Below are 13,289 nucleotides of genomic sequence, written 5' to 3'. Positions count from 1 at the left end.
CAGTTCGCATCATAACGTAAAGGTCTGGTTCGGAGCGTAAAACGCGAAGTGCTGAGGATTGTTTCACAATCCCAATTTCCCACCTTTCACAGTTCCCCAAACTGTGAAAGCCAATCAACCCTGCGCTGAGATGTTGACACAAACTAAAGAAAACGAGCCTAGGCTTTTTGCCCAGGCTCTTTTAATAATGAATCTATTTTTTGATTTCAAGCTCCTGTAATTGGTGCAAAATGGTTTCTAAATCAGCTCCTGCCTGCAGGAGAGCGGCAGCTGTATAGCAGCCTTCAACGACGGGAACAGTCTGAATCAGGACTTCTTTTTCTGAAAAATCAGCAACCATTTCGATATTCATCCGAGCGCTTCCTAGGTCGAAAAACGCTAAGATGGTGTCTGCATCATTTTCTTCTAACTTTGCCTGGACGGTCTCAAAGCTAGTGCCGATTGAACCATCCTCCAAGCCACCGCAGTAGGTCAAAGAAACGTCCTGAGTTACTTCCGAGACTAAATCGATAATCCCCTGGGCAAGATTTTTGGAATGGGAGACTAGTAAAATGCCAGTTTTTGTCATGTTTAACTCCTTTATTGTCTATAAACGTTGATTTAATAAGGTTTCTAGAACCTTGTATTGAGTTGATTTTGTAATTTGTTCACCTTTATGTTCACCCTAAAGGTTATTCATGGCTTTTTCGTAATATGAAACCGCCTCTTTTTCCTTGTCTTTGGATAGGTGACTGTATATATCCATGGTCATAGCTAGGGTTGAATGACCTAGCCTATATTGTAATTCTTTATAACTGATACCAGCGTTCAGCAGTAAACTAGCGTGAGTATGACGAAAAGCGTGGAGGGTAAAGCGAGGGATGCCAATTTTAGCGCACCGCCTTTTTAAGCTATCTTGTCTGATAGCCAAGTCTTGGTATTCTCTTGTAGGTGTTGCAAACACCACTGGCGAAGCACGCACTCCAACCTCTAAAAACAGTTGTCTTTGTCTATTCTTATAAAGCCGTAAGAGGTTAATTGTTTTTTTGTCTATGCTTATATTCCTGATACCTGCTTTACTCTTTGGAGTGCCTACCAAGTCAACATATTTACTGTAATTCTTGGTTATACTAATCGTACCGTTTTCAAAGTCAATATCAGACCACTCTAATGCTACAGCTTCACCAAAACGGCAACCAGTGGCAAGGAGTAAGCTATAGAATACATATTCAAAATAATAGACATAGCTATCAACCGATTTTTCTTTCATGTACCCCATAAACTTTTTTAAGTGTTCGGACTCTATGAATTTAATTGCATGGCTTTCACGTTTTCGAGCCTTTGGCATGATAACTTCACGAGCTGGATTAAACGGCAAGAGCTGGAGCGTTACACCATACTGTAAAATTCTACGATTCAAAGAATGGACATTACCAAAATGGACAAAAGTTTCTGATAGATTATTGAGATGCCTTTGTATTTGTGGCAGAGTTATCTTATCAAGTTTCATATCCCCGAATGTGGATAGAAGATGATTATGTACAATTCCTTTTGTCAATTTAAAACTTTGGGGCTTTACTGTTAGTTTGTAATTATCTAACCATAATTCAGCCAATTCTTGATAGGTTTTTACCTCCACTTCTTTCTTGACCGTTGACCCATTTTTGACGAACTCCAATGGTGCTTGCTTTGCTTTCTGCTTGACTTCTGTTTTTGTCCTACCCGTTATACTAGTTTTTACTTTTTTCCCAGTGACAACATCCACACCCAGGTAGATATTGGCACGGTAGACGGTTGACCCGTCTTTTTTTCTTATTTCGGTTATTCTCATGATATTATCCTTTCCATCAGCAGGCAAGCTATAAAGGTTTTATCATGCGTAGGCTTACGAGAACAGCCCTATTTTCGTTTGTTTTAAGTGGGTAGGGTAAATGTACCAGAAGAGAACTAAAAGCGAATACAGGCGATTTTGGAGCGTTTGACAGGGTTAGAAATGGTGAGATTTTGCATATCCTGAAATCTCAAAAAACGGTAAGGTTACGGTAAGGTATACCACCCCTTTTCTTATTCAGTCGTTAAATGGTTTAATCTTACCTTTGATGGTCACAAACCACCCTTGAAGCGTTAAAACCTAGCAAAGTACCAGAATAATATGTTTTTAGAATGCTTTATGTATTCGTATCATGATGATAGTATCACGCGCCGAATGAGATAAGTTTCCGGAGTTTTCGGAGTCCTTAAAGACCGCAGACAGTTTACTAAAATATATAGATTGACAAAACTTGACTTTTTTCAGCTATTAACAAAACCTAACTTTTTCAGCTATTGAGTTTTGTTGAGTTTTTCCAGCTACCTACAAAATCCGACTTTTTTTCATGTTGACTAATGTTGACTTTTTTAACTACCAACAAAAACCTACATTTTCAGCAACTGACAAAAACTGACTTTTTTAATGCGGACTTTTGCGGACTTTTTCAGCTAGTGACTAACCGTGACTTTTTTCACTCCACACAGTCCACTAGAAAGCCCCTAGGCGCGTGAAATACCTTGGTAGGGTAAATGTACCAGAGGAGTGTTTGAACGTGGTGAGGGGGTTAGTTTTTCAACCGCTCAAGCATCAGAGCATGGTCTTTTTTTGCAAATTCAAAAACTTGCTTTGAAATACTCTTTTTGAATTTATTTATTATATCAGCATTAAAAAAGATGTTATATTGGGGTCGTTCAATCTTTTCTAATCCTTCAAAAGTTATCTTTTCTAAATAATCATCAATGATTATATAGTCTATTTCTAATAATGTACTATACTTAAGTTGTATTTTATCTAAGTCTTCTTCGGTTTCAAAATCATTAAAGATAATTTCTAAATTTGTAAAAGATGATAGAGTGAAGCTATTGTTTACAGGGTCTTCATTTTCTATATAGTAGGTGGGGATGCTATTGATTTTATAGTATGATTCGGGAGAAATTTCAAACATTTTTTTATTAGTCAATAAATTATCGAGCGCAAAACTAATAAACCCAGATATATCGACATTAGGCAATAAAAAATCAGGAAAATACCCATACTTATTTATTATTGAGTCATTGACCTTTTGGGCTAATTCGTGTAGGTCTGTTTCTTCAAAATCATAAAACCATGAAACGTTTTTTAATTCACCAAGTATTCTATCAGTGTAGTCACCGTATAATAACTCACCAACTGACTTATTTTGTAAGTCAGCTATTTTTTTAAGATTTTCTTTATTCGGTAAATTCCTTCCTTTTTCCCAGTTATTGACAGTTCCCTTGGAAGTTTCAAAACGTTCCCCGAACTTCTCCATAGATTCACCCAATGAAAGGCGGATTTGTTTGATTCTTTCTCCTACTTGAATATTGTTATTCATAACGGAAACACCTCCTAACAACTACATAATAAACTTTTTTTTAAAAAAAGTAAAGAAAAGTATTGATTTATTTTTGGAAAGGTGTTATAGTCTAAGTATGCAAAAGTAAAGGAGGTGATTAAGTGACTAGAAAAAACAAGATTCGAGGTTATCGGAATATGTTGGGGTTGACACAGGAACAACTTGGCAAAAAGTTAGGGATGACAAAACAAAGTTATCACAATAAAGAAGTTGGTAGAAACTCTTTTAGTGATGATGAAAAGTTAAAGTTTAAACAGCTACTTCTACCATTGTTCCCTGATATTACACTAGAAGACATATTTTTTTAACCAAAAGTATGCAAAAGTAAAGAAAGGAGCGGGCAAGCAATGAGGAGAAACTACAGTAAAGTCATTGAAGAAATGCGAACCACTCACGGGCTGAACTTGGTTGCTATTGGTCAGCGTATCGGAACAGACCCCCGAACAGTTGGCAAGTGGGCAAAAGGAAAAAACAAACCTAACCAAGAGAGCCGAAAACGATTAAACAGACTTTATAGAGAGGTAAAGCAGGACATGACAACACAAAACACAATCGAACCATTTGAAGATTTTTACGACTGGTCAAAAATGAAGAAAAAGAAACCGACTACCGAGGTTATCGCTACTCAACAATTTGGAAATAAGTCATTTGAAATTTATGGAAACAAAGATAACCCGCTTTTTATTGCCGTTGAAGTGGCTGAAATGATTGAAGTACAAAATACAACCGACTTACTAAAAAGGGTTGATGAAGATGAAAAGCTGACCTATGTAATATCTAGGGCAGGTCAAAAACGAGAAGTAAACATGTTAACTGAGTTTGGACTTTATGAAGTGCTTTTCCAATCACGCAAACCAAAAGCCAAAGAGTTTAAAAAAGTAGTCAAAAACATCTTGAAAGAAATTCGAGTAAACGGCTACTACATGCAGGGCGAACTTATTCAAGACCAACCGACAAAGCCCCTACCAGCTATCAGTGACCTAACTTATATCAAGAATAAACTTGCTGAGGTGCAGGAAATGGATAACCTAGCAGACATTACCGCAGGGATTGAGCGAGTGACTAAGCTAGCGGCAGTCATCGGAGGTTAGTCAATGGAATTAGTTTACATGGACGGACGGAAAGAGCCGTATACATTGAGCAGTATTGTAGCAGAATGCGCAGAGGTGCAACACCACACAATAACCCGCACTATCAGGAAAAACCTTGAACGCTTTGAACATTTCGGAAAGGTTGGATTTAAAATCCAAGCTATGGAGAGCGGTCAACAGTCAAAAGATTATATCTTAAACGAGCAACAGGCTACTTTGCTAATCACTTTTCTAAAGAATACCGAGCAAGTTGCAAACTTTAAGGAGAGCCTAGTCCGAGCATTCTTTGAAATGCGTGACGAGGTGGCACAATTCCGCTACCAGAGGGCACTGGAAAAGCCCAAGCGCAAGACTTTACACGACAGCATAGAGACGTGGCAGGAAGCACCAAAACACGCGCATAGCACCGTTACAAATCTTTTGCTAAGGGGTACTACTGGAATGAACAAAAAGCAGTTAGTGGCAAAACGTGGCGGTAAGACAGGTATTGATAGCCTAACCAGTCAGGAGCTTATCAGATACCAGGCACTAGAAGACATGGCTATTGCTATGATTAACCTTGGCATGACATACCAAGACATCAAAACAATGGTATTCAGACCAAAAGAAAACGCACCAGAGGGCGCGTGAGAACAACAAAAAAAGGCTTACCGAGACCAATCAGCAAAGCCTTTAAGGGAAATAACTAAAACACAATTCAGCAGGCAAGCTATAAGGGTTTTAGAAATGTGGTATGGCTATATTATAGCACAATTTAGGTATTTTGAACAGTCAGAGGGCGCTAACCCTTAAAACTAGCACGCTATTTCAAATGTTCGCCAACTTGGGGCAACCGCCCAGCGTTTGGGATAGTGTTGAATCGTATAGTAAAAACCAATTACAGAGAAAACGAGGTATTTATAAAATGCAAGAACTCAATCTAACACCAGAACAGACTTTGAGCCTGATTGTTATGTTATTACCCGTAGTCATCTACTTATGGCATCATTTAGGCAGTTTTCAGCTTGATATAGAGCCTAAACCCAAGCCAGAGGGTAGTAACACCAGACGGCTGACAAATGCTAACTACGGGGCTTATATACAGTCACAAGGCAGATATTACAACTAGGGGGCAGATATGGAGTTAGTTTTATTAACACCGCTGGAACTAATTGAATATAGCAAAAAATACGATATTCGGATAATTCTTAAGGATAGTGAATGTAAATCACATTCCTTAACACACAATAATATGGAGTTTCCGCTTTCCCTATATCTTGTTGAAATTACCATAAAAAAGCAAGTTGAGGCAGTAGAAACGCAGATAAGAAAGGAAAAATATGCTGACATTTAGAGAACTTGAACAAATAGCAGAAATATTACTAAAAAATACTAAATCGGAAGAAATGCAGTGTTATCTTGATATGGAACACGATAGTAAATTGCTTTGGGTAAAACACAAAATCGCTAGTCTGGAGGTACAAGCATGACAGAAAACAAATTACCACCACACTTATACAAAGTTTTCAAGCTCCTACCGCTTGGCATAGACTTGCCAATCACCGCCTCAGACATTGAGAAGCTGACAGGCTTGGACATCCGAACCATTCGGGAGCATATTCGCCAATTGATTGTTGATTATGGCATACCCGTTTGTGGTGGCCGAGATAACAAGCAAGGGGGCTACTATATCCCCCAGAATGAAGTGGAGCGACTTGCGGGAGTGCTACCACTCCAACGCCAATACGACCAAGAGCACAAGCGTATCCACGCGCTACTGACCGCAGATTTACAAGACTGGAGGAAGTACAGAGATGAGGCTTGAACTGACCGCACAAAGTGAAACAGACTTAAAAACGGGCATTCTGGAGCTTATAGGGGACTATCTGGAGGCGCGTGAGATGGTCAAACCAAGGTTAACTGGACTAATCACAGCCCAGCAACTCAAAAAAGAGCTAGACATAGAATATAAGACCTTGCAACGGTGGGAGAAAAACGGACTGAGACGATACCAACCGCCGATAGAGGATGCTAAGAAAATATTTTATAGGGTTAGTGATATTTTGATATTTTTGGGGGTTGAAAAATGAGTAAGTTCGATTTTCACCCAGCTAGCAGTGCAGGAAGTTATAAACTGAAAAATAAAGTTAACACGCACCCAAAAGACCACCGACCGACCTTCGAGCAGGTCAAGGAACAGCAACGTTTGAAGAAGCTGAAAAAGAAACGGAGAAAGTAACATGAACAAGTTTTACACAGGCGAGTTAGAAAACCTTGTCATTGAACTACAAAACCGAATTGAGGAGCTAGAAGAAATTGGCAAATAGAAGAATGGTCAGTAAGACAATCACGCAGAAACAGCGTTTCTTACAACTACCACTAGATACACAAGCGCTATACTTTCATTTAATCCAAAATAGCGATGATGATGGAATTGTTGAAGCTTTCCCAGTTTTACGAATGATAGGGGCAAGCGATGACAGTTTAGGGCTTTTGGTTGTAAGAAAGTTCATCAAACCCCTAAATGATGAAATGGTTTATTTTATGGTTGATTTCTTTGAACAAAACACAATTCAGAAAAACCACTACAAGAAAAGTATTTATCAGCATTTACTGAGTGACGAAGACAAAGAAATAAACCCAAGAATAGCGGAAAATCAACGGTTAGAAAGCAGTCAACAAAATGTTAACAAAATGTTAACAAATTGTCGCCCCAATATAATCAAAGATAATCAAAGAAAAGATAGTCAAAGAGAAGATAATCAAAGAAAAGAAAATCAAATGAAAGATAGGTCAGTAGAGGATAGTGATAGTCAAAGTCAAAAAAATACTTATCTCTTTGATTTTGATGAACTAACATCAACAATAAAAATATTTTTATCTAACGTTAGTTACTTTGCTGACACTACAAGCGATGACTTTTTAGAAAATGCTACTGATGAAGAATTTATTGCAGGCTTAACCTACTACTCTTTCAATCGTGAGCCAGACACTTACGAAGTTAACACAATTAAAAAACAACTTTCTAAGTTTGAAAGGCTATTAGTGAAAGAGATATACAAACAAGCCAGTCTACATGAAGCTAATTCAGTTGCATACATTACCAAGTCTTTACAGAATTTAGAAAAAGAAAACATATTTACGTTCGAAGAATGGGAAAGACAAAAAGTCTTGTCTACAACGGCAGAACTAGAACACCCGTCACCATGAGTTCAAAACTATTCAGAATGAAACAATACAAACAATGAGGAAGCTCCTATAATCAATTTTAAGACACAGGAACACACCTTAATCAACTTGAAATACTTCCCAAAGGTAAATATACCAGAGAAGATTTTGAGTGCTAAAAACGGCTAATAGGACTATTTAAAAACGAAAGGAACAAACAACATGACACTAAAAACTATTTCAGACACACCAAACACATTTACATTCAACTACACCTTCAAAGACCACGACACCGCACAAGTTGCAGGGCACGCGCTTATGGGCTACATGACAGGAACATTTGAGCAACCAGCTATTGAAGTGTATTATGATAATGAAAAAGTGGGCGGAGATCACAACCGTTTGGTGGTGGAATATGTGGCAGATACTGAACTTACTGAAACCTTCAAGCGGATTTGTGACAGTTTCCAAGACTACTACACCGACCCTGAGCAAAAACTTGAAGACCAGTACCGCCTGGAACGCACGGAACAACTCAAACAGTCAGAAGACTTTGACAGCCTACTGAAAAAGGTGGTGGCTTATGAACTGGAGTTAATAGACTATGGAGAACGTTTGCTAAGCGATGACCCTATTCCAATGGATTCAGAGACAGGCTACTCAACACTAGACTTAATTGGCGCTAAGGGTGTAGGGCTACTCAAGTCACTGGACGAAGACAACGAATATAGCGGGCTTGCTTATTACAACGCTGAGGCAGAATAGCAGAGAGAGGCAACCGCCTCTTTTTGCCGTTTTTGCTAACCTCAAAAAACCTCAGATAAAAAACAGATAAAAGATACTACAAAATACTACAATCAAATCTATATAGGCAATACTAAGAAAACCTAAGTTTGAAAATAGCTATAGGGCTGAAGTACTTTGGCAATTTCCAAAACGAACGAATACTACAAACGTTCGCTTTACAAAACAAATAATGACGGAACGGTTGGGGCTAAAAAGCTAGCACTATCAAGCATCCGCAGGGTTGAAAGGGTGCAAAAATATGGAACGTTTTTTGATTTTTCAAAACGACGAATATCCGAACGTTTTATAATTCTAAAAGACGGTGGCGCGTGATTAAGCCCCGAGCGAACCCCGAGAAAACAAAAAAAGCCAGCACCCCAATACTGACTTTTTGTGAATACAAATTCTAAAACTATTATATCACAGTTGGAGGGTATGCAGTTGGTTTTATCAAATAATCAATATAAATTTCTTGATGGTGTTTTAATGAACTATAGACATCTACCGAGCAGGATAGCGAGAAGAAAGCTGGAAATAGAAACCGAACACAGTACCGACATAAACATAGGGGCTAGCAAAACCAACCGAGTGATTAAACGCACAGAGTGGCTTGTAGAACGCTTTGACAGTGATATAAAGCTGAAAGGGTTAGAGTGCCAATTGAACGCCGTAGAAGCTACGATAGAGCTATTAGACGACACAATGACGCTAGTGTTTGAACTACGTTGGATACATGAACGCACACCCGAAGAAATCGCTAAATTAACAGGAACAAGCTTGAAATCAACGCAGAAACGCTTGGAGCGAATTACAGAAATCTTTGCAGACTATTGGGGTTGGACATGATGGAGGGCGCTAGTTTGATTTTTTTAGATACGATGATAGACGAAAAGAAAACCATAGCAATTACTAAGCGGTATTTGAAACAATATCCACGATTGAAAACCATAGCACGCACTACCACCACTTTACAAAGCAGTTGGAATGTATCGGATAAGGTAAAATCAGGAACGACCAGAAACACGCAAGAAGATAGATTACTGAACGCTATCGCAGTGAGCCAGGAAGTGGAAGAGATAGAGCGAGCTATCTCAAACTTGGATAAGTTACACAGTGACATACTGACAGAAAAGTATATCAAGCGTCAGAAAACAGGTTTGTCACTCTATGAAGGTTTTTACATGGGAAAGTCAGCATTTTACGAAACATTGCAAACAGCACTGTTAGACTTTGCTTGTATATTCAAGAATGGGGAATTGTTGCAGTATAAAGACGGTCAGGGCTAATTGACGAACGAATACAGTAAAACACAGTAGAATACAGTAAAAACATGGTATAATACACTTATCAGCAATCAAAAAAAGCGTATCGAATTGATACGCTAGTTACTTGCCTGCTGAACTCGTGATTTTTTTAGGTTATCGCCCTTTGATAACCTTTTTTTCTTTGTAAAATTTGTTCGCCTTTTTGTTCACCTTGAGGGGGAACATAAGGAAATATAAAGAAATAGTGATTTTTCAAAAAGTCAGTAATATCAAAGGTTTAGGACTTGTAAAGACATAAAAAGTTAAGCAATACTTATAATGCCAGTTTTTGTCATGAACCTGTCACCTCCAGGAGGGATTCAAAGAGTAGGCCAGATGAGTAAGAACCAGGATCGATGTGGCCGACAGAACGTTCGCCAACATAGGAAGCACGTCCCTTAGTCGCAAGTGTATCAGCAGTAGCTTGGACAATTTCCTGAATCAGATTAGAAGTGAGTTTGTCTTCCCTAATGGCAGAGATGACAGGGGTCCAGACGTCGACCATGGTTTTTTCGCCCAGCTCCGCCTTGCCGCGTTTTTGAATCATATCCAGGCCTTCTTGTAACATAGAAGCCAGTTCAGCACCAGCTTGGCTAGCCTTGGACAAACCCATAAAGGCCGAACCGTAGAGGGGACCAGAGGCACCACCTACCTTACTGAGTAGTTGCATGGCTACAATTTTAAAAATCTGGTCCGCACTGGCAAATTCCTTGCCATCCAGTTCAGTCATCACAGCAGCCATCCCACGGGCCATATTGCCTCCATGGTCACCATCACCAATAGGGGTGTCCAGCTCGCTTAGGTAATCCTTGTTTGCTTGAATTTTTTCGTTGAATCGTGTCATCCAAGCCAATGCTGTTCTTACATCCATAGTTTTTCTCCTACCAGCCGGCTACTTGTACAGGGGCGTTTAAAGCCTCTATCCAGCTTGGTTCTTCTAATTTTATAAGGGTCAATGATAGGCCAGCCATATCAATTGATGTCATGTAATCGCCGATTTTCTTGTAGTCTACCTCAATGCCTTTTTCCAGCAATAGTTTAGCTACGTCGTTGGCAAAGACATACTGCTCCATGAGTGGGGTTGCGCCTAGACCATTGATGAGAAGACCGTAATGTTCGCCTTCTTTGAGCTCAAAGCCTTGGGCTAATTTTTCAACCAATTCGGCTGCCAATGTTGCGGACGGTTGCAATTTTTCCTTCTTATAGCCAGGTTCGCCGTGGATGCCGACCCCATATTCAAACTCATCTTCTTCTAAAACGAAGCCAGGTTTTCCTACTTCAGGAACGGTTGCACCAGATAGGGCCAGACCAATTGTCTTAATCTGTGGAACTAATTTGTCGGCCAACTCTTTGATGGCAGCGAGAGACTGGCCTTGTTCAGCAGCATGTCCGAGAATTTTATGAACTAGGATGGTTCCAGCAACCCCGCGTCGACCTTGGGTATAGAGGCTATTTTCCACGGCAATATCATCGTCGACAACTACACTTGCAACCTCGATGCCTTCCATTTCTGCCAATTCTTGGGCCATTTCAAAGTTCATGATGTCACCAGAGTAGTTCTTGATGACCATGAAGACCCCGGCACCTTCATCAGCTGCCTTGATTGCCTCTAGGATTTGGTCCGGTGTTGGGGAGGTAAATACTGCGCCACAGACAGCAGCAGACAGCATACCTTTACCGACAAAGCCTGCATGAGATGGTTCGTGGCCAGAGCCTCCTCCAGAGATGATACCGACCTTGCCAGTCTTTTCTGCCTTGCGGACTATGACTTCAAAGCCCTCTAGACGTTCTACCAGGTCATTGTGCATAAAGACCAGGCCATTGAGCATTTCGTCAACAACATTTTCAGGTTGATTGATAATTTTTTTCATGAGAAAACCTCCGTGATATAATACTAAGATTATTATATTGTATTGTGTAGACAAATTAAAGGGACAATTGGTCAATTTTGTCCCTTTTTTTACATAAGTGTATCTGATAATGTATAATAAGATAGGAGAGACCAGAAGGGAGGCAGCATGGGCACTTCATTGCTGACCAAAAAGCGCATCGCAAAGGCATTTAAAAAGCAGTTGATTGAAAAGGGATTTGAGAAGGTGTCTGTGGTAGAGGTTATGCAGGAGGCTGCTATCCGTCGCCAGACCTTCTACAATCATTTCCTAGACAAGTATGAGCTCTTAGATTGGATTTTTAAGACGGAGCTGGAAGAGCAGATTACGGATAATTTGAATTATATTAGTGGATGGAAGTTGTTGGATGAGTTACTTTACTATTTCGACAGCAACCAGTCTTTTTATGCACGGATTTTTTCAGTCAATGAGCAGAATGACTTCAGGAGCTATTTATCTGACTATGTTAGGCTTTTGTTGGAAAAAATCATAGATGAGTGGTCTGTTAAGCAAGAGGTAGAAGTAGTAGGGTCGTTAAGGCTCTTCCTATTAGCCTACCATACCAAGGGTTTGGTGGGCTTTATTGAGGCGGGGGTGGTTGACCCCAATCACCAGCTACATACTTCCTATCGGAACCTAGTTTCCGTCTTGTTGCAATCACTTGAAGGAGGGAGAGGACAATGAGTCAATTGCCATTATTTTATCAGGAGGAAGACTTGCTACAATCCTATATAGATGGGCTCTTGCTGGCTCATCCTCATTTGGAGCAACTGGAGAATTATCCCATTATTGTGGATAAACATCAGGCCGAGGACCGGGTGCCGATTTTGTCGGGTGGTGGTTCCGGGCATGAACCGGCTCATATTGGTTTTGTCGGTGAGGGTATGCTGACTGCCGCTGTCTATGGGAAAATCTTTATTCCACCGACTCCAGAGCAGATTTTAAGAGCCATCCGCCATATCAATAGAGGCCAGGGTGTCTTTGTCATTGTCAAGAATTTCGAGGCTGATTTAGCAGACTTCGGCCAGGCCATTAAACAGGCGCGTCAGGAAGGAATCGATGTCCGCTATATTGTTTCCCACGATGATATTTCTGTCGAGCCCAAAAAGCAATTTCAGATGCGGCATCGGGGGCTGGCGGGCACTATTTTCTTGCATAAAATCTTAGGTGCTGCGGCTCAGGCTGGGGCCAGTTTGGCTGAACTGGAGGCCCTTGGCCTAGAATTGGCGACGGAGATTGCTACCATTGGCTTTGCGACCAGGTCTGCTCATTTTCCTGGGCATGACCAACCCCTCTTTCAGCTGGAAAAGGGCAAGATTTCCTACGGCATGGGGATTCACGGGGAGGAAGGTTACCGGACGGTCACTTTTGAATCGGCTGAGCAGTTGGCCAATGAAATCGTCAACAAATTAAAGATAAAATTCCACTGGCGAGAGGGTGAAGATTATATCCTTTTGGTCAACAATTTGGGTACCGTTTCAGAGTTGGAATTGGGTATCTTCACGAATGCTATCTGCCAATTTCTAGATTTGCAGGGCCTGCAGCTTCCTTTTATCAAGCAGGGAAGATTGATGACCAGCTTAGACATGGCTGGGATTTCGGTGACCCTCTGTCGCTTGAAAGACCGTAAGTGGCTGGATTATCTGCTGGCGGATACGGATGCGGCTGCCTGGTAGAAAGGTGAATGCT

General features: G+C 40.4%; 18 protein-coding genes. 13 read left to right on the top strand and 5 right to left on the bottom strand.

Annotated features, from left to right (window positions below; genetic code table 11):
• Positions 1 to 193 precede the first annotated feature (193 nt).
• The 3 genes from dhaM to ACHBID_RS01975 all read right to left on the bottom strand — a co-directional run bounded on the left by dhaM (position 194) and on the right by ACHBID_RS01975 (position 3,362).
• The gene (gene dhaM, locus ACHBID_RS01985; RefSeq protein ID WP_105111702.1) at positions 194 to 568 is read right to left on the bottom strand and encodes a dihydroxyacetone kinase phosphoryl donor subunit DhaM; all 375 of its coding nucleotides are present in this window, start codon (positions 566 to 568) and stop codon (positions 194 to 196) included.
• Between the two features lie 96 nt (positions 569 to 664).
• Entirely contained in the window at positions 665 to 1,810 is a 1,146-nt protein-coding gene (locus ACHBID_RS01980; RefSeq protein WP_222291640.1) for a site-specific integrase, read from the bottom strand.
• Between the two features lie 763 nt (positions 1,811 to 2,573).
• A complete protein-coding gene (locus tag ACHBID_RS01975; RefSeq protein ID WP_394731556.1) occupies positions 2,574 to 3,362 on the bottom strand; it encodes a helix-turn-helix domain-containing protein in 789 nt (262 codons plus the stop codon).
• A gap of 158 nt (positions 3,363 to 3,520) precedes the next feature.
• Between ACHBID_RS01975 and ACHBID_RS01970 the strand changes: the two genes are divergently transcribed.
• The 11 genes from ACHBID_RS01970 (at position 3,521) to ACHBID_RS01920 (ending at position 9,693) form a co-directional block, all read left to right on the top strand.
• Complete coding sequence (locus tag ACHBID_RS01970; protein WP_394731600.1) at positions 3,521 to 3,691, top strand: helix-turn-helix transcriptional regulator; 171 nt, start codon at positions 3,521 to 3,523, stop codon at positions 3,689 to 3,691.
• A gap of 39 nt (positions 3,692 to 3,730) precedes the next feature.
• Positions 3,731 to 4,474: a BRO family protein gene (locus tag ACHBID_RS01965; RefSeq protein WP_394731555.1), complete on the top strand. Its 744-nt coding sequence runs from the start codon at positions 3,731 to 3,733 to the stop codon at positions 4,472 to 4,474.
• Between the two features lie 3 nt (positions 4,475 to 4,477).
• Complete coding sequence (locus tag ACHBID_RS01960; RefSeq protein WP_394731554.1) at positions 4,478 to 5,104, top strand: Rha family transcriptional regulator; 627 nt, start codon at positions 4,478 to 4,480, stop codon at positions 5,102 to 5,104.
• A gap of 487 nt (positions 5,105 to 5,591) precedes the next feature.
• On the top strand, positions 5,592 to 5,807 hold the full coding sequence (locus ACHBID_RS01955; protein WP_394731553.1) for a hypothetical protein: 216 nt from the start codon (positions 5,592 to 5,594) through the stop codon (positions 5,805 to 5,807).
• A gap of 132 nt (positions 5,808 to 5,939) precedes the next feature.
• Positions 5,940 to 6,278: a hypothetical protein gene (locus ACHBID_RS01950; RefSeq protein ID WP_394731552.1), complete on the top strand. Its 339-nt coding sequence runs from the start codon at positions 5,940 to 5,942 to the stop codon at positions 6,276 to 6,278.
• The gene (locus ACHBID_RS01945) at positions 6,268 to 6,543 is read left to right on the top strand and encodes an XRE family transcriptional regulator (RefSeq protein ID WP_394731551.1); all 276 of its coding nucleotides are present in this window, start codon (positions 6,268 to 6,270) and stop codon (positions 6,541 to 6,543) included. Before ACHBID_RS01950 ends, ACHBID_RS01945 begins: the two co-directional genes overlap by 11 nt.
• Positions 6,540 to 6,692: a hypothetical protein gene (locus tag ACHBID_RS01940; RefSeq protein ID WP_162840656.1), complete on the top strand. Its 153-nt coding sequence runs from the start codon at positions 6,540 to 6,542 to the stop codon at positions 6,690 to 6,692. Before ACHBID_RS01945 ends, ACHBID_RS01940 begins: the two co-directional genes overlap by 4 nt.
• A 77-nt stretch (positions 6,693 to 6,769) precedes the next feature.
• Positions 6,770 to 7,663 (top strand): DnaD domain protein, encoded by an 894-nt coding sequence (locus ACHBID_RS01935; RefSeq protein WP_394731550.1) that lies wholly within the window; start codon positions 6,770 to 6,772, stop codon positions 7,661 to 7,663.
• A gap of 180 nt (positions 7,664 to 7,843) precedes the next feature.
• Positions 7,844 to 8,386 carry a hypothetical protein gene (locus ACHBID_RS01930; protein WP_394731549.1) on the top strand — a complete coding sequence of 181 codons (543 nt, stop codon included), beginning with the start codon at positions 7,844 to 7,846 and terminating at the stop codon, positions 8,384 to 8,386.
• A gap of 456 nt (positions 8,387 to 8,842) precedes the next feature.
• Positions 8,843 to 9,253, top strand: a complete 411-nt coding sequence (locus ACHBID_RS01925) for a transcriptional regulator (RefSeq protein ID WP_394731548.1) — start codon at positions 8,843 to 8,845, stop codon at positions 9,251 to 9,253.
• Between the two features lie 14 nt (positions 9,254 to 9,267).
• Positions 9,268 to 9,693, top strand: a complete 426-nt coding sequence (locus ACHBID_RS01920; protein WP_394731547.1) for an ArpU family phage packaging/lysis transcriptional regulator — start codon at positions 9,268 to 9,270, stop codon at positions 9,691 to 9,693.
• 310 nt (positions 9,694 to 10,003) lie between these two features.
• Here the strand turns inward: ACHBID_RS01920 and dhaL are convergent, their stop codons facing one another.
• Both dhaL and dhaK read right to left on the bottom strand, forming a co-directional pair.
• Complete coding sequence (gene dhaL / locus ACHBID_RS01915; RefSeq protein WP_105111701.1) at positions 10,004 to 10,582, bottom strand: dihydroxyacetone kinase subunit DhaL; 579 nt, start codon at positions 10,580 to 10,582, stop codon at positions 10,004 to 10,006.
• Between the two features lie 10 nt (positions 10,583 to 10,592).
• A complete protein-coding gene (gene dhaK / locus ACHBID_RS01910; RefSeq protein ID WP_105111700.1) occupies positions 10,593 to 11,582 on the bottom strand; it encodes a dihydroxyacetone kinase subunit DhaK in 990 nt (329 codons plus the stop codon).
• 147 nt (positions 11,583 to 11,729) lie between these two features.
• On the opposite strand from dhaK, the gene dhaS reads away from it, so the two are divergent.
• A complete protein-coding gene (gene dhaS, locus ACHBID_RS01905; protein ID WP_105122619.1) occupies positions 11,730 to 12,284 on the top strand; it encodes a dihydroxyacetone kinase transcriptional activator DhaS in 555 nt (184 codons plus the stop codon).
• Positions 12,281 to 13,276, top strand: coding sequence for a DhaKLM operon coactivator DhaQ (gene dhaQ, locus ACHBID_RS01900; protein ID WP_105160277.1), 996 nt, complete (start codon positions 12,281 to 12,283; stop codon positions 13,274 to 13,276). The genes dhaS and dhaQ overlap by 4 nt, the downstream gene beginning before the upstream one ends.
• Positions 13,277 to 13,289 lie beyond the last annotated feature (13 nt).

The organism is Streptococcus sp. A25 (genome assembly GCF_043674095.1).
Taxonomy (GTDB): Bacteria; Bacillota; Bacilli; order Lactobacillales; family Streptococcaceae; genus Streptococcus; species Streptococcus suis_V.
This window is presented reverse-complemented; position numbering and strand designations above follow the sequence as displayed.

Coding starts and splice junctions, on each gene's coding strand:
- dhaM (WP_105111702.1), bottom strand. CDS start 568: ATGACAAAAACTGGCATTTTACTAGTCTCCCATTCCAAAAATCTTGCC.
- ACHBID_RS01980 (WP_222291640.1), bottom strand. CDS start 1,810: ATGAGAATAACCGAAATAAGAAAAAAAGACGGGTCAACCGTCTACCGT.
- ACHBID_RS01975 (WP_394731556.1), bottom strand. CDS start 3,362: ATGAATAACAATATTCAAGTAGGAGAAAGAATCAAACAAATCCGCCTT.
- ACHBID_RS01970 (WP_394731600.1), top strand. CDS start 3,521: ATGTTGGGGTTGACACAGGAACAACTTGGCAAAAAGTTAGGGATGACA.
- ACHBID_RS01965 (WP_394731555.1), top strand. CDS start 3,731: ATGAGGAGAAACTACAGTAAAGTCATTGAAGAAATGCGAACCACTCAC.
- ACHBID_RS01960 (WP_394731554.1), top strand. CDS start 4,478: ATGGAATTAGTTTACATGGACGGACGGAAAGAGCCGTATACATTGAGC.
- ACHBID_RS01955 (WP_394731553.1), top strand. CDS start 5,592: ATGGAGTTAGTTTTATTAACACCGCTGGAACTAATTGAATATAGCAAA.
- ACHBID_RS01950 (WP_394731552.1), top strand. CDS start 5,940: ATGACAGAAAACAAATTACCACCACACTTATACAAAGTTTTCAAGCTC.
- ACHBID_RS01945 (WP_394731551.1), top strand. CDS start 6,268: ATGAGGCTTGAACTGACCGCACAAAGTGAAACAGACTTAAAAACGGGC.
- ACHBID_RS01940 (WP_162840656.1), top strand. CDS start 6,540: ATGAGTAAGTTCGATTTTCACCCAGCTAGCAGTGCAGGAAGTTATAAA.
- ACHBID_RS01930 (WP_394731549.1), top strand. CDS start 7,844: ATGACACTAAAAACTATTTCAGACACACCAAACACATTTACATTCAAC.
- ACHBID_RS01925 (WP_394731548.1), top strand. CDS start 8,843: ATGCAGTTGGTTTTATCAAATAATCAATATAAATTTCTTGATGGTGTT.
- dhaL (WP_105111701.1), bottom strand. CDS start 10,582: ATGGATGTAAGAACAGCATTGGCTTGGATGACACGATTCAACGAAAAA.
- dhaK (WP_105111700.1), bottom strand. CDS start 11,582: ATGAAAAAAATTATCAATCAACCTGAAAATGTTGTTGACGAAATGCTC.
- dhaS (WP_105122619.1), top strand. CDS start 11,730: ATGGGCACTTCATTGCTGACCAAAAAGCGCATCGCAAAGGCATTTAAA.
- dhaQ (WP_105160277.1), top strand. CDS start 12,281: ATGAGTCAATTGCCATTATTTTATCAGGAGGAAGACTTGCTACAATCC.